The following is a 19,698-nucleotide window of genomic DNA, read 5'->3' on the forward strand; positions in this document are numbered from 1 at the left end:
AACAGACAGCGGCCGGGCATACCTCACCGAATCCAAGGAGAACCGTCATGGCGTTCAACATCCACAACCGCAACCTGCTCAGCCTCGAACACCACAGCACCCGCGAGCTGCGCTACCTGCTCGACCTGTCCCGCGACCTCAAGCGCGCCAAGTACACCGGCACCGAGCAGCAGCACCTGAAGGGCAACAACATCGCCCTGATCTTCGAGAAGACCTCGACCCGCACCCGCTGCGCCTTCGAAGTCGCCGCCTATGACCAGGGTGCCAACGTCACCTACATCGACCCCAACTCCTCGCAGATCGGCCACAAGGAGAGCATGAAGGACACCGCCCGCGTGCTCGGGCGCATGTACGACGCCATCGAGTACCGTGGCTTCAAGCAGGAGATCGTCGAGGAACTCGCCAAGTTCGCAGGCGTGCCAGTGTTCAACGGCCTGACCGACGAGTACCACCCGACCCAGATGATCGCCGACGTGCTGACCATGCGCGAGCACAGCGACAAGCCGCTGCACGACATCAGCTACGCCTACCTGGGCGACGCCCGCAACAACATGGGCAACTCGCTGCTGCTGATTGGCGCCAAGCTCGGCATGGACGTGCGCATCGCCGCGCCCAAGGCCCTGTGGCCCCATGACGACCTGGTCGAGCGTTGCAAGAAGTACGCAGAAGAGAGCGGCGCACGCATCACCCTGACCGAAGACCCGAAAGCCGCGGTCAAGGGCGTCGACTTTGTCCACACCGACGTCTGGGTGTCGATGGGCGAGCCGGTCGAGGCCTGGGGCGAGCGTATCCAGCAACTGCTGCCGTACCAGGTGAACAAGGAGCTGATGAAATCCACCGGCAACCCACGGACCAAGTTCATGCACTGCCTGCCGGCGTTCCATAACTCCGAGACCAAGGTCGGCAAACAGATCGCCGAACAGTATCCGCACCTGGCCAACGGCATCGAAGTGACCGATGACGTGTTCGAGTCGCCGGCGTGCATCGCCTTCGAGCAGGCGGAAAACCGCATGCACACGATCAAGGCGATCCTGGTGTCGACCCTGGCTGATCTCTGAACACCCAGTAGCTGCACGCTGCAAGCTGCAAGCTGCAAGCTGCAAGAAGAAGCTAGACCGCGTGCGATCCGCTTTTTCTTGTAGCTTGAAGCTTGAAGCTTGAAGCTCCAACCAGACAAGGACATTCCCCATGCGTATCGTTGTTGCTTTGGGCGGCAACGCCCTGCTGCGCCGCGGCGAGCCGATGACCGCCGACAATCAGCGCGCCAATATCCGCACCGCCACCGAGCAGATCGCCAAGATCCACCCCGGCAACGAACTGGTCATCGCCCACGGCAACGGCCCGCAGGTAGGCCTGCTGTCGTTGCAAGGGCTGTCGTACAAGCCGGATGAAGCCTATCCGCTGGACGTGCTCGGCGCCGAGACCGAAGGCATGATCGGCTACATGATCGAACAGGAACTGGGCAACCTGCTGGACTTCGAGGTGCCGTTCGCCACCCTGCTCACCCAAGTCGAAGTGGACGCCAACGACCCGGCGTTCAAGGACCCGACCAAGTTCATCGGCCCGGTCTACGCCAAGGACGAAGCCGAGCGCCTGGCCAAGGAGAAAGGCTGGGTGGTCAAGCCCGACGGCGACAAGTACCGCCGCGTGGTGGCCAGCCCGAAACCCAAACGCATCTTTGAAATCCGCCCGATCAAGTGGCTGCTGGAAAAGAGCAGCATCGTGATCTGTGCCGGTGGCGGCGGTATCCCCACCATGTATGACGAAAACCGCAAACTCAAGGGCATCGAAGCCGTGATCGACAAGGACCTGTGCTCAGCCCTGCTGGCCGAGCAGCTGGACGCCGACCTGCTGATCATCGCCACCGACGTCGATGCGGCGTACGTCGATTTCGGCAAGCCGACGCAGAAAGCCATCGCCCAGGCGCACCCCGACGAGCTTGAGCGGCTGGGCTTCGCCGCCGGCTCCATGGGGCCGAAGGTCCAGGCCGCCTGCGATTTCGCCCGCCACACCGGCAAAGTGGCGGTGATCAGCTCGCTGGAGAACATCGAGGACATCGTCAAGGGCACCGCCGGTACCCGGGTTTCCACGGCCAAGCCCGGTATCAGCTACCGTTGAATGCAGTTGGCGGGTGCCTGGCGCCCGCCGTTTTCAACCTTCCGAAGGAGTTTGCCATGGCCCAGTACGCGCCCGGTCATGTACACATTGAGCGCACCGCGCTGAACAGCAACGACCACAGCTACGACCTCAATATCGACTACGAGGCGGCGACCGATCCCAAGGAAGGCAGAGGTATCCAGTTCCGCATGCACGGCCACATCGAGGGCAAGACCGTCGACGAGAAATTCTTCCTGGCCAAGGACCAGGTGCTGCCGAGCTTTCTGATGCAGTTGAGCCGCAAGGCCCAATCGTTCCTGCCACCGCCGAAGAAGTTCGAGAACCTCGGCTCGCCGCATAAGCTGTATGACTACATGTTCGAAGACATCCGCACCAAGCTGGATGTGAAGTCGGGCGACCCGATCAAGCCTGAACATCTAGAGTGAAGCATTCGCGGGTAAACCCGCTCCCACAGGTATCCCGTTACCCCTGAGACCTCGCGGTCCCTGTGGGAGCGGGTTTACCCGCGAATGGCCCAGTGCTGACCTTGGGCCTGAGCGCCGTCTCGGGGCATACTGTCGACCTCCCCGGCTACTTACGCCTCGCTCATCATGCGCATCCACGTCAGCTTCATCGACCGCGTCGGCATCACCCAGGAAGTCCTGGCCCTGCTCGGCGCCCGCAACCTCAACCTCGATGCGGTGGAGATGGTCCCGCCGAACGTCTACATCGATGCGCCAACTCTCAGCCCGGCCGTGCTCGAAGAACTGCACGACGCCCTCTTCGAGGTGCACGGCGTGCAGTCGGTGGAAGTGGTCGACATCCTGCCCGGCCAGCGCCGCCACCTGCAACTCGATGCCCTGCTCGCCGCCATGAGCGACCCGGTACTGGCCGTGGACAGCGCCGGCAAGATATTGCTGGCCAACCCGGCACTGATCGCCCTGTGCGGCCGTGAATCGGCCGGACGCTCGGTGGGCGAGCTGTTCGGCGACCCCGACCTGCTGCAAGCCCTGCAGGACAACAACTTTCACCTGCCCATGCGCGAGATGCAGCTCAACGGCCAGAGCCTGCTGCTCGATGCCACGCCGATCACCCACGCCGGCGGCCTGCTGACCCTGTATCCACCGAACCGCATGGGCGAACGCCTGTCGGCCCTGCACCACGACCATGCCGAAGGTTTCGACGCCATGCTCGGCGACTCCCCGGCCATCCGCACTCTCAAGGCCCGCGCCCTGCGCGTGGCCACCCTCGACGCGCCACTGCTGGTGCACGGCGAGACCGGCACCGGCAAGGAACTGGTGGCCCGCGCCTGCCATGCCATCAGCAGCCGCCATGCCGCGCCGTTCCTGGCCTTGAACTGCGCGGCGCTGCCCGAGAGCCTGGCCGAGAGCGAGCTGTTCGGCTATGCCCCCGGCGCTTTCACAGGCGCGCAACGCGGTGGCAAGCCGGGTCTGATGGAGCTGGCCAACCAGGGCACGGTGTTCCTCGACGAGATCGGCGAGATGTCGCCCTACCTGCAAGCCAAGCTGCTGCGTTTTTTGAGCGACGGCAGCTTCCGCCGGGTTGGTGGCGACCGCGAAGTGAAGGTGGACGTGCGCATCATCAGCGCCACCCACCGCGACCTGGAGCGCATGGTTGGCGAAGGCACCTTCCGCGAAGACCTGTTCTATCGCCTCAACGTGCTCAACCTGCAGGTGCCGCCACTGCGCGAGCGTGGCCAGGACATCCTTTCGCTGGCGCATTTCTTCATGCAGCAGGCCTGCACCCAGATCCAGCGCCCAGCCTGCCGCCTCGCTCCGGCCACGCACCCGGCACTGCTGGCCAACCCCTGGCCGGGCAACGTACGCCAGTTGCAGAACGTGATTTTCCGCGCCGCGGCCATCTGCGAAAGCAACCTGGTGGATATTGGCGACCTGGATATCGCCGGCACCTCGGTGGCACGCGGCCAGGATGGCGAGGTCGCCAGCCTGGAACAGGCCGTCGGCGACTTCGAGCGGGAGTTGCTGCAACGCCTGTATGCCAGCTACCCCTCGACCCGGCAGCTGGCCGGGCGCTTGCAAACCTCACATACGGCAATTGCCCAGCGCTTGCGCAAATACGGCATTCCAAGCAAAGGCTGAACCAAGCGCCACCCACAGTAACGAATTCATTCCACTGTATTCATATCGATACACACCCATTTGCATGCGCCTTTGCAAGGGTTTGATCCCGCAACGCTTTTCATTCCCCATCTAGCTGTATCGATTTCATTCCAATGGAATGACAAACAATCTACAGAATAATTTCAAACTACTGATTAATAAGGACTTTTATTATCTGGCCGCATTTTTGCTAAGGGAATTCCAACCTTAAGAGCGCGGAGCCTACCGCGCCCAACGCCCCCTGCTTCCCGAGGAATTCCCATGAGCGAGTTGCGTTTCACCGAAGATCACGAATGGCTGCGCGTCGAAGCCGATGGCAGCGTCACCGTGGGCATCACCGCCTACGCCCAGAACGCCCTCGGCGACGTGGTCTACGTGCAACTGCCGGAGCTGCAGCAGTACGACAAGGGCGCCGAAGCCTCAACCGTGGAATCGGTAAAAGCCGCCAGTGGCGTGTATATGCCGCTGACCGGTGAAGTGGTCGCAGTCAACGAAGGCCTCAACGACAGCCCCGAGCTGGTCAACGAAGACCCGCTGGGCGAAGGCTGGTTCTTCCGTTTCATCCCCGCTGACATGAACGAAGTAAGCGCCCTGCTCGACCAGGACACCTACGACCGCCTGCTCAAAGCCAACGACGACGCCTGAGGTACCGCACCATGACCATCAACCTCGGCACCGCCAACGAATTCATCGCCCGTCACATCGGCCCGCGCGCCGCTGACGAGCAGGCCATGCTTGCCACCCTGGGCTTCGACTCGCTGGAAGCGATGACCGCCGCGGTCATCCCCGACAGCATCAAGGGCACCAGCGTGCTCGGCAGCGAAGACGGCCAGAGCGAGGCCGACGCCCTCGCCGCATTGAAAGCCATCGCCGGCAAGAACCAGCTGTTCAAGAGCTACATCGGGCAGGGCTACTACAACACCCACACGCCAGCGCCGATCCTGCGCAACCTGTTGGAAAACCCGGCCTGGTACACCGCCTACACCCCCTACCAGCCAGAGATTTCCCAAGGCCGCCTGGAAGCACTGCTGAACTTCCAGACCCTGATCAGCGACCTCACCGGCCTGCCGATCGCCAACGCCTCGCTGCTCGACGAAGCCACCGCCGCGGCCGAGGCCATGACCTTCTGCAAGCGCCTGTCGAAGAACAAGGCCAGCCACGCCTTCTTCGCCTCCGTGCACTGCCACCCCCAGACCCTCGACGTACTGCGTACCCGTGCCGAGCCACTGGGCATCGAGGTAGTGGTGGGCGACGAGCGTGAACTGGGCGACGTCAGCGCCTACTTCGGCGCCCTGCTGCAATACCCAGCCAGCAACGGCGAGGTGTTCGACTACCGCGAAGTGGTGCAGCGCTTCCACGCCGCAGGCGCCTTGGTGGCCGTGGCCGCCGACCTGCTGGCCCTGACCCTGCTCACCCCGCCGGGCGAGTTCGATGCCGACGTGGCCATCGGCAGCGCCCAGCGCTTCGGCGTGCCGCTGGGCTTCGGCGGCCCGCACGCGGCCTATTTCGCCACCCGCGACGCCTTCAAGCGCGACATGCCGGGGCGCCTGGTTGGCGTGTCGATCGACCGCTTCGGCAAGAGCGCCCTGCGCCTGGCCATGCAGACCCGCGAGCAGCACATCCGCCGCGAGAAGGCCACCAGCAACATCTGCACCGCCCAGGTGCTGCTGGCCAACATCGCCAGCATGTACGCCGTGTACCACGGCCCGGCCGGCCTCAAGCGCATCGCCGAGCGCACCCACGCGCTGACCGCGATCCTGGCCACCGGCCTGACCAAGCTGGGCGTCAAGGTCATCACCGGTGAGTTCTTCGACACCCTGACCCTGGCCACCGGCGCCAGCACCAGCGAGCTGCACGACAAGGCCCGCGCCCAAGGCATCAACCTGCGCCAAATCGACACTGCCCAGCTGGGCCTGTCGCTGGACGAAACCAGCAGCCAGGCCGATGTCGAAAGCCTCTGGCAACTGTTCGCCAACGGCCAGGCCACCCCGGACTTCGCCGCCCTGGCCAGCCACATCGCCAAGCGCCTGCCGGCCAACCTGCTGCGCCAGTCAGCGATCCTCGAGCACCCGGTATTCAATCGCTACCATAGCGAAACCGAGCTGATGCGCTACCTGCGCCGCCTGGCCGACAAGGACCTGGCCCTGGACCGCAGCATGATCCCACTGGGCTCGTGCACCATGAAGCTCAACGCTGCCAGCGAGATGATCCCGGTGACCTGGGCCGAGTTCGGCAACCTGCACCCGTTCGCCCCGGCCGAACAGAGCCAGGGCTACCTGCAGATGACCACCGAACTGGAAGCCATGCTCTGCGCCGCCACCGGCTATGACGCCGTATCGCTGCAACCGAACGCCGGCTCGCAAGGCGAATACGCGGGCCTCCTGGCAATCCGCGCCTACCATCGCAGCCGCGGCGACAGCCACCGCGACATCTGCCTGATCCCGTCCTCGGCCCACGGCACCAACCCCGCCACCGCGCACATGGCCGGCATGCGCGTGGTGGTCACCGCCTGCGACGCCCGCGGCAACGTCGACATCGACGACCTGCGCGCCAAGGCCATCGAGCACCGCGAGCGCCTGGCGGCGATCATGATCACCTACCCGTCGACCCACGGTGTGTTCGAGGAAGCCATCGGCGAGATCTGCGCGATCATCCACGACAACGGTGGCCAGGTGTACATCGACGGCGCCAACATGAACGCCATGGTCGGCCTGTGCGCCCCGGGCAAGTTCGGCGGCGACGTCTCACACCTGAACCTGCACAAGACCTTCTGCATCCCCCACGGCGGTGGCGGCCCGGGCGTCGGCCCGATTGGCGTCAAATCGCACCTGGCGCCGTTCCTGCCTGGCCACGCAACGCTGGAAAACACCAGCGGCGCGGTCTGCGCCGCGCCGTTCGGCAGCGCCAGCATCCTGCCGATCACCTGGATGTACATTCGCATGATGGGTGGCGCCGGCCTCAAGCGCGCCTCGCAGATGGCGATCCTCAACGCCAACTACATCGCCCGACGCCTGGAAGAGCACTATCCTGTGCTGTACACCGGTGGCAACGGCTTGGTGGCGCATGAATGCATCCTCGACCTGCGCCCGCTCAAGGACACCAGCGGCATCAGCGTCGACGACGTCGCCAAGCGCCTGATCGACTTCGGCTTCCATGCTCCGACCATGTCCTTCCCGGTGGCCGGCACGCTGATGATCGAGCCGACCGAAAGTGAGTCCAAGGAGGAGCTGGACCGTTTCTGCAACGCCATGATCCAGATCCGCGAAGAGATTCGCGCCGTCGAGAACGGCAGCCTGGACAAGGACGACAACCCGCTGAAGAACGCCCCGCACACCGCGGCGGAACTGGCCGGCGAGTGGACCCACGGCTACAGCCGCGAGCAAGCGGTATACCCGCTGCCAAGCCTGGTGGAAGGCAAGTACTGGCCGCCGGTTGGCCGGGTCGACAACGTGTTCGGCGACCGCAACCTGGTCTGCGCCTGCCCGTCGATCGAGAGCTATCAGGACGTCTGATAGCGCTCAGGCCCGCCCACATTGTGAGGCGGGCCTCGGCCCCTGTGGGAGCGGGTTTACCCGCGAATGCGATAGTGAATTCACCGACGCATTCGCGGGTAAACCCGCTCCCACAGGGTCACCATCAACCCCAAGAGCCGGTTAGGAGATCACCATGTCCCTGAGCGTCTTTGACCTGTTCAAGATCGGCATCGGCCCCTCCAGCTCGCATACGGTCGGGCCGATGCGTGCCGCCGCGCGCTTTGCCGAAGGGCTGCGCCGCGATGGCCTGCTGGCCAGCACGGCCAGCGTCAAGGCCGAACTGTATGGCTCGCTCGGCGCCACCGGCAAAGGCCACGGCAGCGACAAGGCCGTGCTGCTGGGGCTCGAGGGTGAACACCCGGACACGGTCGACACCGAATCCATCCCAGCTCGCCTGCAAGCCATTCGTGACAGCGGCAGGCTCAGCCTGCTCGGTGAGCACGGCATAAATTTCGTCGAGAAACAGCACCTGGCGATGATCCGCAAACCGTTGGACTACCACCCCAACGGCATGATCTTCCGCGCCTTCGACGCCGCCGGCCTGCAGATCCGCAGCCGCGAGTACTACTCGGTGGGTGGTGGCTTCGTGGTCGACGAAGAAGCCGCGGGCCACGACCGCATCGTCGAGGACAGCACCGTGCTGGCCTACCCGTTCAAGACCGGCAAGGAACTGCTGGCCCATTGCACCGCGCAACAGCTGTCGTTCAGCCAGGTAATGCTGGCCAACGAGGCGGCCTGGCGCCCGGAGGCCGAGACCCGTGCCGGCCTGCTGCGCATCTGGCAGGTGATGCAGGACTGCGTCGAAGCCGGTTGCCGCCACGAGGGCATCCTGCCTGGCGGACTCAAGGTCAAGCGCCGGGCGCCGGCGCTGTATCGCCAGCTCAGCCGTCATCCGGAGGCCAGCCTGCGCGATGCGCTGTCGGTGCTCGACTGGGTCAACCTCTACGCCCTGGCGGTGAATGAGGAAAACGCCTACGGCGGCCGCGTGGTCACCGCACCGACCAACGGCGCGGCGGGCATCGTCCCGGCAGTACTGCACTACTACATGCGCTTCGTCCCCGGCGCCAGCGAGGACGGCGTGGTGCGCTTCCTGCTCACTGCCGCGGCCATCGGCATCCTCTACAAGGAAAACGCCTCGATCTCCGGCGCCGAGGTGGGCTGCCAGGGTGAAGTCGGCGTGGCCTGCTCGATGGCCGCCGGCGCCTTGTGCGAAGTGATGGGCGGCACCCCGCAACAGGTGGAGAACGCTGCCGAGATCGGCATGGAACACAACCTGGGCCTGACCTGCGATCCCATTGGCGGCCTGGTCCAGGTGCCCTGCATCGAGCGCAACGCCATGGGCTCGGTGAAGGCGATCAACGCGGTGCGCATGGCCCTGCGCGGCGACGGGCAGCACTATGTGTCCCTCGACAAGGTCATCCGCACCATGCGCCAAACCGGCGCCGACATGAAAAGCAAATACAAGGAGACCGCCCGCGGCGGTCTGGCCGTCAACATCATCGAATGTTGACCCGAACAAAAAACGAGGAGTCACCGATGTCCGAAACACTGCACAAGACCCCGCTGCACGCCCTGCACCTGGAACTGGGCGCGCGCATGGTGCCCTTCGCCGGCTACGACATGCCGGTGCAGTACCCGTTGGGCGTGCTCAAGGAGCACCTGCACACCCGCGAACAGGCCGGTCTGTTCGACGTATCGCACATGGGCCAGATCATCCTGCGTGGCATCGATGCCACCCGTGCCCTGGAAACCCTGGTGCCGGTGGACATCGTCGACCTGCCGGTAGGCATGCAGCGCTACGCCATGTTCACCAACGCGCAAGGTGGCATCCTCGACGACCTGATGGTCGCCAACCTCGGTGACGACACGCTGTTCCTGGTGGTCAACGCGGCCTGCAAAGACCAGGACCTGGCGCACCTGCGCAAGCATCTTGGTGATCGCTGCGAGATCCAGCCGCTGTTCGAAGAGCGCGCCCTGCTCGCCCTGCAAGGCCCGGCGGCGGTCAAGGTCTTGGAGCGCCTGGCCCCGGAAGTGGCCAACATGACCTTCATGCAGTTCCGCCCGGTTACGCTGCTTGGCGAGGATTGTTTCGTCAGCCGCTCGGGCTACACCGGCGAGGATGGCTACGAGATCTCGGTGCCGGCCGCCGCGGCCGAAGCCCTGGCCCGCCGCCTGCTGGCCGAGCCTGAGGTTCAACCGATCGGCCTGGGCGCCCGCGACTCGCTGCGCCTGGAAGCTGGGCTGTGCCTGTACGGCCACGACATGGACACGACCACTACCCCAATCGAAGCCAGCCTGCTGTGGGCCATCTCCAAGGTGCGCCGTGCCGATGGCGCGCGCGCGGGCGGCTTCCCCGGCGCTGATGTAGTGTTCGCCCAGCAACAAGCCGGTGTGGCACGCAAGCGGGTCGGCCTGCTGCCCCAGGAACGCACACCTGTACGTGAAGGCGCGCAGATTGTCGACGAGGCCGGCAAGGTGGTCGGCGAAGTGTGCAGTGGCGGCTTCGGCCCGACGCTCGGCGCGCCCGTGGCCATGGGCTATGTCGATAACGAACATGCGGCCCTCGACACGGCACTGTTCGCCGTCGTCCGTGGCAAGCAAGTTGCCCTTAAAGTCAGCAAAATGCCTTTCGTGGCACAACGTTACTACCGTGGCTGAATGAGGGGGTTGGACAGGTTCGACATATTCGTTTTCGAACCTGTCCAATAACTTCTGAACATAGCGCCAGGCCAGGCGCCACGCCGTTTCCGACAAATTGCTAGGTTATAGAAAAAAGCCTGGTTTTCACCCGCTGGAAGGGCTTGTTTTTCGCTCGGCAGTTGGCGTAGAGTCATCGCACTGTGTTTGCATGGGTCGCAACAGTTCGTGACCTGGGCCAGTAGCCGCAATCTGCTACAACCCGTTCGACGTCTCTTACTTTCCTGCAACCCAGCCCAGTAGTCTTTCACTTACAAAAGCGTGAAAGAAACTGTCATCAAAATTCAAGTTTCATAGGAAATAAGACAATGTCCCAACGTCAGAACGGTACCGTCAAGTGGTTCAATGACGAGAAAGGTTACGGTTTCATCACCCCAGAAAGCGGTCCGGATCTGTTCGTACACTTCCGCGCCATCCAGGGCAACGGCTTCAAGAGCCTGAAAGAAGGCCAGAAAGTGACCTTCGTTGCTGTCCAGGGCCAGAAGGGCATGCAGGCTGACGAAGTCCAGCCAGAAGCCTGATATTCCGTACAAAAAAGCCCCTGTGTTGACCCACAGGGGCTTTTTTGTGCGCGCAATTCCATAAAATGGGCCTTTGCCATCTGGAGCCGTCCTGCATGTCCAAGCCTCTGCTCAATCCTCAGGGTGACTTCCCACCGGTCGGCCTGGGCCGGCGCCTGGCCGCCATGTTCTACGACTTCCTGCTGTGCACCGCCCTGCTGATCGTCACCGCCGGCGCTTACAAAATGATCCAGATGGCGATCATCGGCGAGGCGCGCATGCGTGAACTGACCGAGGCCGGCGCGCTGGATGGCGACCCGCTGCTTTCGACCATCCTGCTGTTCGCCCTGTTCGGCTTCTTCGCCAAGTTCTGGACCCATGGCGGCCAGACCCTGGGCATGCAGGTGTGGGGCATGCGGGTACAGAACGCCGACGGCAGCGCCATCAGCCTGTGGCAGGCGCTGCTGCGCTTCGTGGTGTCGATCGCCTCGTGGCTGTGCCTGGGGCTGGGGTTCTTCTGGTCGCTGATCGACAAGCGCCAGCGCAGCTGGCACGACATCTACTCCGAGACACAGCTGGTGCGCCTGCCCAAGCGCAAGAAGTAGCCTGGGCCAACAAGGATCGTGTAGGAGCGGCCTTGTGTCGCGAAAGGGCCGCAAAGCGGCCCCGGTGATCTGACTTGTGGCGCAGACCCTGGGGCCGCTTCGCGCCCCTTTCCGACCGGTCCGACGCCTCGGCAAGGCCGCTCCTACAAGAGCAAGGGTAATCCTGCTCTTCCTGTTACGCACAAAAAAGCCGACCCAAGGGTCGGCTTCTTTGTGCAGCTCAGGCCATCAACCCGCCCGACGCATCAACCACAAGCCCGCCAGCGCACAGATCCCCGCCGGGATCACCACCGCCAGCAGCGGCGGGAAGCCGAACACCTGGCTCGATGGGCCCAGCAAATCACCGGCAATACGGAACACGAAGCCCACCAGCACACCGGTGAACACCCGTTGGCCGAGGGTCACCGAACGCAGTGGCCCGAAGATGAAGGAAATCGCCATCAACACCAGCGCCGCGGTCACTGCCGGCTGCAGCACCTTGGTCCAGAACGCCAGCCAGTAACGGGAGTTGTTCAGGCCCTGGTCGGACAGGTAATGAATGTAGTCCCACAGCCCGGTGATCGACAGCGACTCCGGTGCCAGCACCACGGTATTGAGCAATTCCGGGGTCACCGACACATCCCAGACTTCTTCAGGCGCATTGACCACTTCGGTGTGGTCGCCACGGAAGTAGGTGGTGGCCACATCGTTCAGTATCCACTTGCCGTCCTGATACTGTGCCCGTCGGGCAAAGCTCGAGGTCTGGATCTTGCGCTCGTCATCGAAGCGGTAGCGGGTCACGCCCAGCAGCAGGCCGTTGGGCTGCACCGAGTTGATGTGCACGAACTCCTCGCCCTGGCGGTGCCACATGCCACGCTTGGAGCTTTGCGCCTCGCCGCCGCCCTGGGCCAGGGAACGGTCGGCCTGGGCCTTGTTCTCGGTGACCGGAGCCACGTACTCGCCAATCAGCAGGCCGACCAGCATCAGCACCAGCATCGGTTTCATCACTGCCCAGACGATACGCCCGATCGACACGCCAGCGGCGCGCATGATGGTCAGTTCACTGCTACTGGCCAGGCTGCCCAGGCCGATCAGGCAGCCGATAAGCGCGGCCATCGGCAGCATGTCGTACAACCGGCGCGGCGCCGTGAGCAGCACGTAGGCACTGGCGTCCATCACCGAATAGGTATTGCTCAGGTCGCTCATCTCGTCGATGAAGGCGAACAGCGAGGCCAGGCCGAGGATGATGCCGAGCACGGCGAGAATCGCCAGCAGCACGCTCTTGCCGATATAGCTATCCAGTTTAACCACGGGCCACCTCCGCACGACGGGCCGCGCGCTTGAGGCGCAGCGGCTCCCAGTACATCAGCCCGAGGCCGATCAACAGGAACAGGGCATGGACCCACCAGATACCCAGCGAAAGCGGCAGCTTGCCCTTCTCCAGAGCGCCGCGCACGGAAATCAGCATTGTCAGATAAGCCATGTACAGGAGGATCGCCGGCAGCAGCTTGAGGAAGCGGCCCTGGCGAGGATTGACGCGCGACAGCGGCACCGCCAGCAGGGTCACCACGAACACCAGCAGCGGCAGCGACAGGCGCCACTGCAGCTCGGCACGCTCACGCACACCGTCATGACCTATCAGGTCGCGGGTCGGGATAGCCTCACGCTCGGTCACCTCTTCGGCGACCTCAGGCTTGGGCAGCAGCACGCCGTAGGTGTCGTACTTGATCGCGCGGTAGTCGGCCTGGCCGGGGTTGCCGTCGTAACGGTAGCCGTTTTCCAGCACCAGGTAGCGATTGCCGTCGGCCTGCACTTCCTGGTGGCCTTTCTCGGCGACCAGCACCGAAGGCGCACGGTCCTTGGTCTTGTCCTGGTTGAAGCGCTTCTCGGAGATGAACACCCCGGCCAGGTTGATGCGGTCATCGGACAGCTGCTCGGTGTAGGTCACCCGCGAACCGTCGCGCAGCGTCTGGAAGCGGCCCGGCACCAGGGTGTCGAACTCGGTCAGGGCGTCCTGCTGGGCGATGATCTTCTGCACCTGGGCCACGCCCAGGGGCGCCAGGCTCAGGCTCAGCCAGGCCACCAGCAGGGCGACCAGCGCCGCCGGCGCCAGAGTCATCGCCAGCAGGCGTTGCTGGCTCATGCCGGTCGCCGAGAGCACGGTCATCTCGCTTTCGAGATAAAGCCGGCCGTAGGCAAGCAGGATACCGAGGAACAGCCCCAGCGGCAGGATCAGTTGCAGGAACCCCGGCAGGCGGAAGCCCATGATCATGAACAGCACGCTCGGATCGAGCACGCCCTGGGCCGCCTGGGCCAGGTACTTGATGAAGCGCCCGCTCATGATGATCACCAGCAGCACGGCGCTGACGGCGCTCAAGGTCACCAGGACCTCGCGGGACAGATAACGGAAGACGATCAAACCAGACACTCCTGGGTTGTCAGGGGCTCAAAGCCAGACGAACGATGCGGGCAGCCAAGCCCCATGCCGGTTCGCCAAGGCGAACCTCCATGTAAAAGTGCGCGCATTATCCTGTGATTGACCGCGCCTGTCACTTGGCGGCGCATGACGCCGCATGTCGGGGTTGTCACGAAGGTCGCCGCAGGCTCAAACTGGCAGCTTTTCCGCAGCCCGGCAAAGGCCGCCGGGGCGGTTTTCCGGGCGCGTTCACAAGACAGCGCCAACTGACAGATCATTCGGGGACTCCAGACATGGAACTGGTTGTAAAAAGCGTAGCCGCTGTATCCGTCAAGACCGCCACCCTGGTCGTACCGGTCGGTGAAAACCGCAAGCTCGGGGCCACCGCCAAGGCCGTCGACGAAGCCTGCGCAGGCGCCATCAGCGCCCTGCTCAAACGCGGCGACCTGGCTGGCAAGCCGGGCCAGACCCTGCTGTTGCACAACCTGCCGGGCCTGAAAGCCGAACGCGTGCTGCTGGTCGGCAGCGGCAAGGACGAAGCCCTCGGTGATCGTACCTGGCGCAAGCTGGCCGCCAGCGTCGCCGGCGTGCTCAAGGGCCTGGGCGGCAGCGACGCGGTGCTGGCCCTGGACGACCTGGCCGTCAGCGGCCGCGATGGTAACTACGGCAAGTACCGCCTGCTGGCGGAAACCCTGCTCGACAGCGCCTATGTGTTCGACCGCTACAAGAGCCAGAAGGCCGAGCCACGTGCCCTGAAGAAAATCACCGTGCTCACCGTCAAGGCCGGTCAGGCCGAGGTCGAGCGCGCGGTCAAGCATGCCAGCGCCATCGCCGCCGGCATGGCCTTCACCCGCGACCTGGGCAACCTGCCGCCGAACGTCTGCCACCCCAGCTTCCTCGCCGAACAGGCCAAGGACCTGGGCAAGGCCCACAAGGGCCTCAAGGTCGAAGTGCTGGACGAGAAGAAGATCAAGGACCTGGGCATGGGCGCGTTCTATGCCGTGGGCCAGGGCAGCGACCAGCCGCCACGGCTGATCGTGCTCAACTACCAGGGCGGCAAGAAGAGCGAGAAGCCGTTCGTGCTGGTCGGCAAGGGCATCACCTTCGACACCGGCGGCATCAGCCTCAAGCCGGGCGCCGGCATGGACGAGATGAAGTACGACATGTGCGGCGCCGCCAGCGTGTTCGGCACCCTGCGCGCGGTGCTCGAGCTGCAGCTGCCGATCAACCTGGTGTGCCTGCTGGCCTGCGCCGAGAACATGCCGAGCGGCGGCGCTACCCGCCCGGGCGACATCGTCACCACCATGAGCGGGCAGACCGTCGAGATCCTCAACACCGACGCCGAAGGCCGTCTGGTGCTGTGCGACGCACTGACCTACGCCGAGCGCTTCAAGCCACAGGCAGTGATCGACATCGCCACCCTGACCGGCGCCTGCATCGTCGCCCTGGGCAGCCACACCTCCGGCCTGATGGGCAACAGCGACGCGCTGGTCGGCCAATTGCTGGACGCCGGCAAGCGCGCCGACGACCGCGCCTGGCAACTGCCGCTGTTCGATGAGTACCAGGAGCAGCTGGACAGCCCGTTCGCCGACATCGCCAACATCGGTGGACCGAAAGCCGGCACCATCACTGCCGGCTGCTTCCTGTCGCGCTTCGCCAAACAGTACAACTGGGCGCACCTGGACATCGCCGGTACCGCCTGGGTCAGCGGCGGCAAGGACAAGGGCGCCTCGGGCCGCCCGGTGCCACTGCTCACCCAGTACCTGCTGGACCGCGCAGGCGCCTGATGGCGCCGATCGGGTGGCGCCCTGCCGCGCCACCCGATTGCACTGGAAAATCATGAGCCAAGTCGATTTCTATATCCTGCCCACCGACGCGCTGTCGGCGCGGCTGGATTTTGCCTGCAAGCTGTGCGAAAAGGCCTGGCGCCTCGGCCACCGGGTCTACCTGCACTGCGCGGACGACGCACAACGCGCCGAGCTGGATGAACGCCTCTGGTGTTTCAAGGGCGAAGCCTTCATCCCCCACGACCACGCCGAGGCGCAAGCCGATGCCCAGGTCGCCCTGGGAATTGGCGACAGCACTGGCGAGCACCGCGACCTGTTGATCAACCTGGGCACTGACGTGCCAGGCTTCGTCGGGCAGTTCGAGCGGGTCGCCGAGATCGTCGTCGAGGCGCCGGCCATCCGCCAAGCCGCCCGCGAGCGATTCCGTTTCTACCGTGAACAGGGCTATGCTCTGCAAGACCACCGCTTACAGCGACTTTGACGACGATGGACAAGCAGCTGAACTCCCTCACCCATTCCGCCCACCTGCTCGACGACCTCGAATCGATTCGCGAGCTGCTGGGTGACGCCGACCTGCAACCGCCCCTGCTGACCGAGACGGTGGAGCAGATCCCGTTGCTGCTCGACGAGCCTGCCGGCACCGCGCCGGCCGCCACGCCAGCACCCGCGCCCGAAGAAGATGCCCAGACCCGCCGCCAGGACACTCTGCTGCACCTGGACGCCGAGCTGCGCACCGCCGCACAGCAGATCATGCAGGACGTGATCAACGACTTCACCCCGCATATCGAAACCGAGATCAAACGGCGCCTCGATGCGCGGCTGGAGCGCTTGCTCAAGCGTTCCGAGTAAGCAGGGTCCTTCGCCGCATCCTCTTCGCGGGCAAGCCCGCTCCCACAGGTACAGCGCTGTCCTTGATAGCAGCGCCAAATCTGTGGGAGCGGGCTTGCCCGCGAAGAGGCCATCACCTGCGTACAAGATAACGACACCATGTCGCCCACCGCCTGCGCGTTGTATACTTCCCGGCTTTCCCGAATTAATGCCTAAGGGTCCCGCCGCGCATGGATAAGACCTACCAGCCGCACGCCATCGAAACTTCCTGGTACAACACCTGGGAGTCCGAGAACTACTTCGCTCCACAAGGTGCAGGCGAGTCCTACACCATCATGATTCCGCCGCCGAACGTGACCGGCAGCCTGCACATGGGCCACGGCTTCAACAACGCGATCATGGACGCCCTGATCCGTTTCCGCCGCATGCAGGGTCGCGACACCCTGTGGCAGCCAGGCACCGACCACGCCGGTATCGCCACCCAGATGCTGGTGGAACGCCAGCTCGAGGCGAAAGGCCAGAACCGCCACGACCTGGGTCGTGAGAAATTCCTGGAGAAGGTCTGGGAGTGGAAGGACCAGTCGGGTGGCAACATCAGCCGCCAGATCCGTCGCCTGGGCTCTTCGGTGGATTGGAGCCGCGAGCGCTTCACCATGGACGATGGCCTGTCCGAAGCGGTCAAGGAAGCCTTCGTGCGCCTGCACGAGGATGGCCTGATCTACCGCGGCAAGCGCCTGGTCAACTGGGATACCAAGTTGCACACGGCAATTTCCGACCTCGAAGTGGAAAACCACGACGAGAAGGGCCACCTGTGGAACCTGCGCTATCCGCTGGCCGACGGCGCCAAGACCGCCGAAGGCAAGGACCACCTGGTGGTCGCCACCACGCGTCCGGAAACCCTGCTCGGTGACGTCGCCGTTGCCGTCAACCCGAGCGACGAGCGCTATCAGGCACTGATCGGCAAGTTCGTCGAACTGCCGCTGGTCGGCCGGCGCATCCCGATCGTCGCCGACGACTACTGCGACCCCGAGTTCGGCACCGGCTGCGTGAAGATCACCCCGGCTCACGACTTCAACGACTATGAAGTCGGCAAGCGCCACAACCTGCCGCTGCTCAACATCTTCGACAAGAACGCCACCGTGCTGGCCGCCGTGCAGGCGTTCAACCTCGACGGCAGCGTCAACGAAGGCATCGACACCTCGCTGCCGGCCCAGTACGCCGGCCTCGACCGCTTCGTCGCGCGCAAGCAGATGGTTGCCGACCTCGACGCCCAAGGCCTGCTGGTCAGCATCGACGACCACGCCCTGAAGGTACCGAAGGGCGACCGTTCCGGCACCGTCATCGAGCCGTGGCTGACCGACCAATGGTACGTATCCACCAAGCCGCTGGCCGAGCCTGCCATCGCCGCCGTGGAAGACGGCCGCATCCAATTCGTGCCCAAGCAGTACGAAAACATGTACTTTTCCTGGATGCGCGACATCCAGGACTGGTGCATCAGCCGCCAGCTGTGGTGGGGCCACCGCATCCCGGCCTGGTACGACGAGGCCGGCCAGGTCTACGTCGGCCGCGACGAAGCCGAAGTGCGCGCCAAGCACAACCTGGGCAGCGAAGTGAAACTGCGCCAGGACGACGACGTGCTCGACACCTGGTTCAGCTCGGGCCTGTGGACCTTCTCCACCCTGGGCTGGCCGGAACAGACCGAGTTCCTGAAGAAATTCCACTCCACCGACGTACTGGTCACCGGCTTTGACATCATCTTCTTCTGGGTCGCCCGGATGATCATGTTGACGATGCACCTGATCAAGAACGAGGACGGCACCCCGCAGGTACCGTTCAAGACCGTCTATGTCCATGGCCTGGTGCGCGACGGCCAGGGCCAGAAGATGTCCAAGTCCAAGGGCAACGTCCTCGACCCGCTGGACATCGTCGACGGCATCACCCTCGATGCCCTGCTGGAAAAACGCACCAGCGGCATGATGCAGCCCAAGCTTGCCGAGAAGATCGCCAAGCAGACCAAGGCCGAGTTCCCTGAAGGCATTGCCAGCTACGGCACCGACGCGCTGCGCTTCACCTTCTGCTCGCTGGCCTCCACCGGTCGTGACATCAAGTTCGACATGGGCCGCGTCGAAGGCTACCGCAACTTCTGCAACAAGATCTGGAACGCCGCCCGCTACGTGCTCGACAAAGGCGAGGACTGCGGCCAGAACGGCGAGGCCTACGAGCTGTCGCTGGCCGACCGCTGGATCATCTCGCAGCTGCAGCGCACCGAGGCCGAAGTGACCCGCCAGCTCGAGCAGTTCCGCTTCGACCTGGCCAGCCAGGCGCTGTACGAGTTCATCTGGAACCAGTACTGCGACTGGTACCTGGAACTGTCCAAGCCGGTGCTGTGGGACGAAAACGCTCCGGTCGAGCGTGCCAGAGGCACCCGTCGCACCCTGGTGCGTGTGCTGGAAGTCGCGCTGCGCCTGGCCCATCCGTTCATGCCGTTCATCACCGAAGAGATCTGGCAGCGCATCGCGCCGCTGGCCGGCATCGAAGGCAAGACCATCATGCTGCAGCCATGGCCGGTGGCCGTCGAGGCCCGCATCGATGCCGCCGCCGAAGGCGATATCGAGTGGCTCAAGGAACTGATGGTCGGCCTGCGCAACATCCGCGCCGAGATGAACATCGGCCCTGGCAAGCCGCTGCCGCTGTTCCTGAAGAACGCCAACGCCGACGACCAGCGTCGCCTGCTGGAAAACGAAGCCCTGCTGAAGAAACTGGCCAAGGTCGAGTCGTTCACCGTACTGAGCGAACAGGACGAAGCACCACTATCGGCCACCGCCCTGGTGGGTGACCTGCAAGTGCTGGTGCCGATGGCCGGCCTGATCGACAAGGACGCCGAGCTGGCTCGCCTGAGCAAGGAGATCCAGCGCCTGCAGGGTGAAGTCCAGCGCGTGGGTGGCAAGCTGTCCAATGCCGCCTTCGTCGACAAGGCACCGCCCGCGGTGATCGAGAAGGAACGCGCCAAGCTGGCGGAGTCGGAGCAGGCCCTGGCCAACTTCACCGAGCAGCATGCGCGGATTGCTGCGCTGTAACAACCTGATAGACCGCTGGGGCCGCGTTGCGGCCCTTT

At 64.3% G+C, this 19,698-nt stretch carries 16 protein-coding genes; 14 read left to right on the forward strand and 2 right to left on the reverse strand.

Features of this window, described 5'->3' with window-relative positions; all coding sequences use genetic code 11:
- The first annotated feature begins 47 nt into the window (after window positions 1-47).
- The 10 genes from HU772_RS19855 (at window position 48) to HU772_RS19900 (ending at window position 11,573) form a co-directional block, all read left to right on the forward strand.
- Window positions 48-1,058 carry an ornithine carbamoyltransferase gene (locus tag HU772_RS19855; RefSeq protein WP_186658225.1) on the forward strand — a complete coding sequence of 337 codons (1,011 nt, stop codon included), beginning with the start codon at window positions 48-50 and terminating at the stop codon, window positions 1,056-1,058.
- 130 nt (window positions 1,059-1,188) lie between these two features.
- Window positions 1,189-2,118: a carbamate kinase gene (gene arcC / locus HU772_RS19860; protein WP_186658223.1), complete on the forward strand. Its 930-nt coding sequence runs from the start codon at window positions 1,189-1,191 to the stop codon at window positions 2,116-2,118.
- A gap of 56 nt (window positions 2,119-2,174) precedes the next feature.
- Window positions 2,175-2,543, forward strand: a complete 369-nt coding sequence (locus HU772_RS19865; protein ID WP_186658217.1) for a DUF5064 family protein — start codon at window positions 2,175-2,177, stop codon at window positions 2,541-2,543.
- A gap of 165 nt (window positions 2,544-2,708) precedes the next feature.
- Window positions 2,709-4,217, forward strand: coding sequence for a transcriptional regulator GcsR (gene gcsR, locus HU772_RS19870; protein WP_186658216.1), 1,509 nt, complete (start codon window positions 2,709-2,711; stop codon window positions 4,215-4,217).
- A gap of 282 nt (window positions 4,218-4,499) precedes the next feature.
- Window positions 4,500-4,883: a glycine cleavage system protein GcvH gene (gene gcvH / locus HU772_RS19875; RefSeq protein WP_186658215.1), complete on the forward strand. Its 384-nt coding sequence runs from the start codon at window positions 4,500-4,502 to the stop codon at window positions 4,881-4,883.
- 11 nt (window positions 4,884-4,894) lie between these two features.
- Window positions 4,895-7,750, forward strand: a complete 2,856-nt coding sequence (gene gcvP, locus HU772_RS19880; RefSeq protein ID WP_186658213.1) for an aminomethyl-transferring glycine dehydrogenase — start codon at window positions 4,895-4,897, stop codon at window positions 7,748-7,750.
- A 154-nt stretch (window positions 7,751-7,904) separates the two neighbouring features.
- The gene (locus HU772_RS19885) at window positions 7,905-9,281 is read left to right on the forward strand and encodes an L-serine ammonia-lyase (protein WP_186658211.1); all 1,377 of its coding nucleotides are present in this window, start codon (window positions 7,905-7,907) and stop codon (window positions 9,279-9,281) included.
- 26 nt (window positions 9,282-9,307) lie between these two features.
- On the forward strand, window positions 9,308-10,429 hold the full coding sequence (gene gcvT, locus HU772_RS19890) for a glycine cleavage system aminomethyltransferase GcvT (protein ID WP_186658209.1): 1,122 nt from the start codon (window positions 9,308-9,310) through the stop codon (window positions 10,427-10,429).
- 347 nt (window positions 10,430-10,776) lie between these two features.
- Window positions 10,777-10,989 carry a cold-shock protein gene (locus HU772_RS19895; protein ID WP_043196865.1) on the forward strand — a complete coding sequence of 71 codons (213 nt, stop codon included), beginning with the start codon at window positions 10,777-10,779 and terminating at the stop codon, window positions 10,987-10,989.
- A 95-nt stretch (window positions 10,990-11,084) separates the two neighbouring features.
- Window positions 11,085-11,573, forward strand: coding sequence for an RDD family protein (locus HU772_RS19900; RefSeq protein WP_186658207.1), 489 nt, complete (start codon window positions 11,085-11,087; stop codon window positions 11,571-11,573).
- 228 nt (window positions 11,574-11,801) lie between these two features.
- On the opposite strand, the gene lptG is transcribed toward HU772_RS19900, so the two are convergent.
- Complete coding sequence (gene lptG / locus HU772_RS19905) at window positions 11,802-12,863, reverse strand: LPS export ABC transporter permease LptG (RefSeq protein WP_186658205.1); 1,062 nt, start codon at window positions 12,861-12,863, stop codon at window positions 11,802-11,804.
- Window positions 12,856-13,971 carry an LPS export ABC transporter permease LptF gene (lptF, locus tag HU772_RS19910; RefSeq protein WP_186658201.1) on the reverse strand — a complete coding sequence of 372 codons (1,116 nt, stop codon included), beginning with the start codon at window positions 13,969-13,971 and terminating at the stop codon, window positions 12,856-12,858. Before lptF ends, lptG begins: the two co-directional genes overlap by 8 nt.
- Window positions 13,972-14,261: 290 nt before the next feature.
- Between lptF and HU772_RS19915 the strand changes: the two genes are divergently transcribed.
- From HU772_RS19915 to HU772_RS19930, 4 genes are all read left to right on the forward strand, one after another.
- Window positions 14,262-15,755, forward strand: coding sequence for a leucyl aminopeptidase (locus HU772_RS19915; protein WP_186658200.1), 1,494 nt, complete (start codon window positions 14,262-14,264; stop codon window positions 15,753-15,755).
- A 52-nt stretch (window positions 15,756-15,807) separates the two neighbouring features.
- The gene (locus tag HU772_RS19920) at window positions 15,808-16,236 is read left to right on the forward strand and encodes a DNA polymerase III subunit chi (RefSeq protein WP_186658198.1); all 429 of its coding nucleotides are present in this window, start codon (window positions 15,808-15,810) and stop codon (window positions 16,234-16,236) included.
- 5 nt (window positions 16,237-16,241) lie between these two features.
- Entirely contained in the window at window positions 16,242-16,604 is a 363-nt protein-coding gene (locus tag HU772_RS19925; protein WP_186658196.1) for a DNA polymerase III subunit chi, read from the forward strand.
- Between the two features lie 209 nt (window positions 16,605-16,813).
- Complete coding sequence (locus HU772_RS19930) at window positions 16,814-19,660, forward strand: valine--tRNA ligase (protein WP_186658193.1); 2,847 nt, start codon at window positions 16,814-16,816, stop codon at window positions 19,658-19,660.
- Window positions 19,661-19,698 lie beyond the last annotated feature (38 nt).

This window comes from Pseudomonas xantholysinigenes, from assembly GCF_014268885.2.
GTDB lineage: Bacteria > Pseudomonadota > Gammaproteobacteria > Pseudomonadales > Pseudomonadaceae > Aquipseudomonas > Aquipseudomonas xantholysinigenes.

Coding starts and splice junctions, on each gene's coding strand:
- HU772_RS19900 (WP_186658207.1), top strand. CDS start 11,085: ATGTCCAAGCCTCTGCTCAATCCTCAGGGTGACTTCCCACCGGTCGGC.
- gcsR (WP_186658216.1), top strand. CDS start 2,709: ATGCGCATCCACGTCAGCTTCATCGACCGCGTCGGCATCACCCAGGAA.
- HU772_RS19855 (WP_186658225.1), top strand. CDS start 48: ATGGCGTTCAACATCCACAACCGCAACCTGCTCAGCCTCGAACACCAC.
- gcvP (WP_186658213.1), top strand. CDS start 4,895: ATGACCATCAACCTCGGCACCGCCAACGAATTCATCGCCCGTCACATC.
- HU772_RS19915 (WP_186658200.1), top strand. CDS start 14,262: ATGGAACTGGTTGTAAAAAGCGTAGCCGCTGTATCCGTCAAGACCGCC.
- HU772_RS19930 (WP_186658193.1), top strand. CDS start 16,814: ATGGATAAGACCTACCAGCCGCACGCCATCGAAACTTCCTGGTACAAC.
- HU772_RS19885 (WP_186658211.1), top strand. CDS start 7,905: ATGTCCCTGAGCGTCTTTGACCTGTTCAAGATCGGCATCGGCCCCTCC.
- HU772_RS19925 (WP_186658196.1), top strand. CDS start 16,242: ATGGACAAGCAGCTGAACTCCCTCACCCATTCCGCCCACCTGCTCGAC.
- arcC (WP_186658223.1), top strand. CDS start 1,189: ATGCGTATCGTTGTTGCTTTGGGCGGCAACGCCCTGCTGCGCCGCGGC.
- HU772_RS19865 (WP_186658217.1), top strand. CDS start 2,175: ATGGCCCAGTACGCGCCCGGTCATGTACACATTGAGCGCACCGCGCTG.
- HU772_RS19920 (WP_186658198.1), top strand. CDS start 15,808: ATGAGCCAAGTCGATTTCTATATCCTGCCCACCGACGCGCTGTCGGCG.
- gcvT (WP_186658209.1), top strand. CDS start 9,308: ATGTCCGAAACACTGCACAAGACCCCGCTGCACGCCCTGCACCTGGAA.
- gcvH (WP_186658215.1), top strand. CDS start 4,500: ATGAGCGAGTTGCGTTTCACCGAAGATCACGAATGGCTGCGCGTCGAA.
- HU772_RS19895 (WP_043196865.1), top strand. CDS start 10,777: ATGTCCCAACGTCAGAACGGTACCGTCAAGTGGTTCAATGACGAGAAA.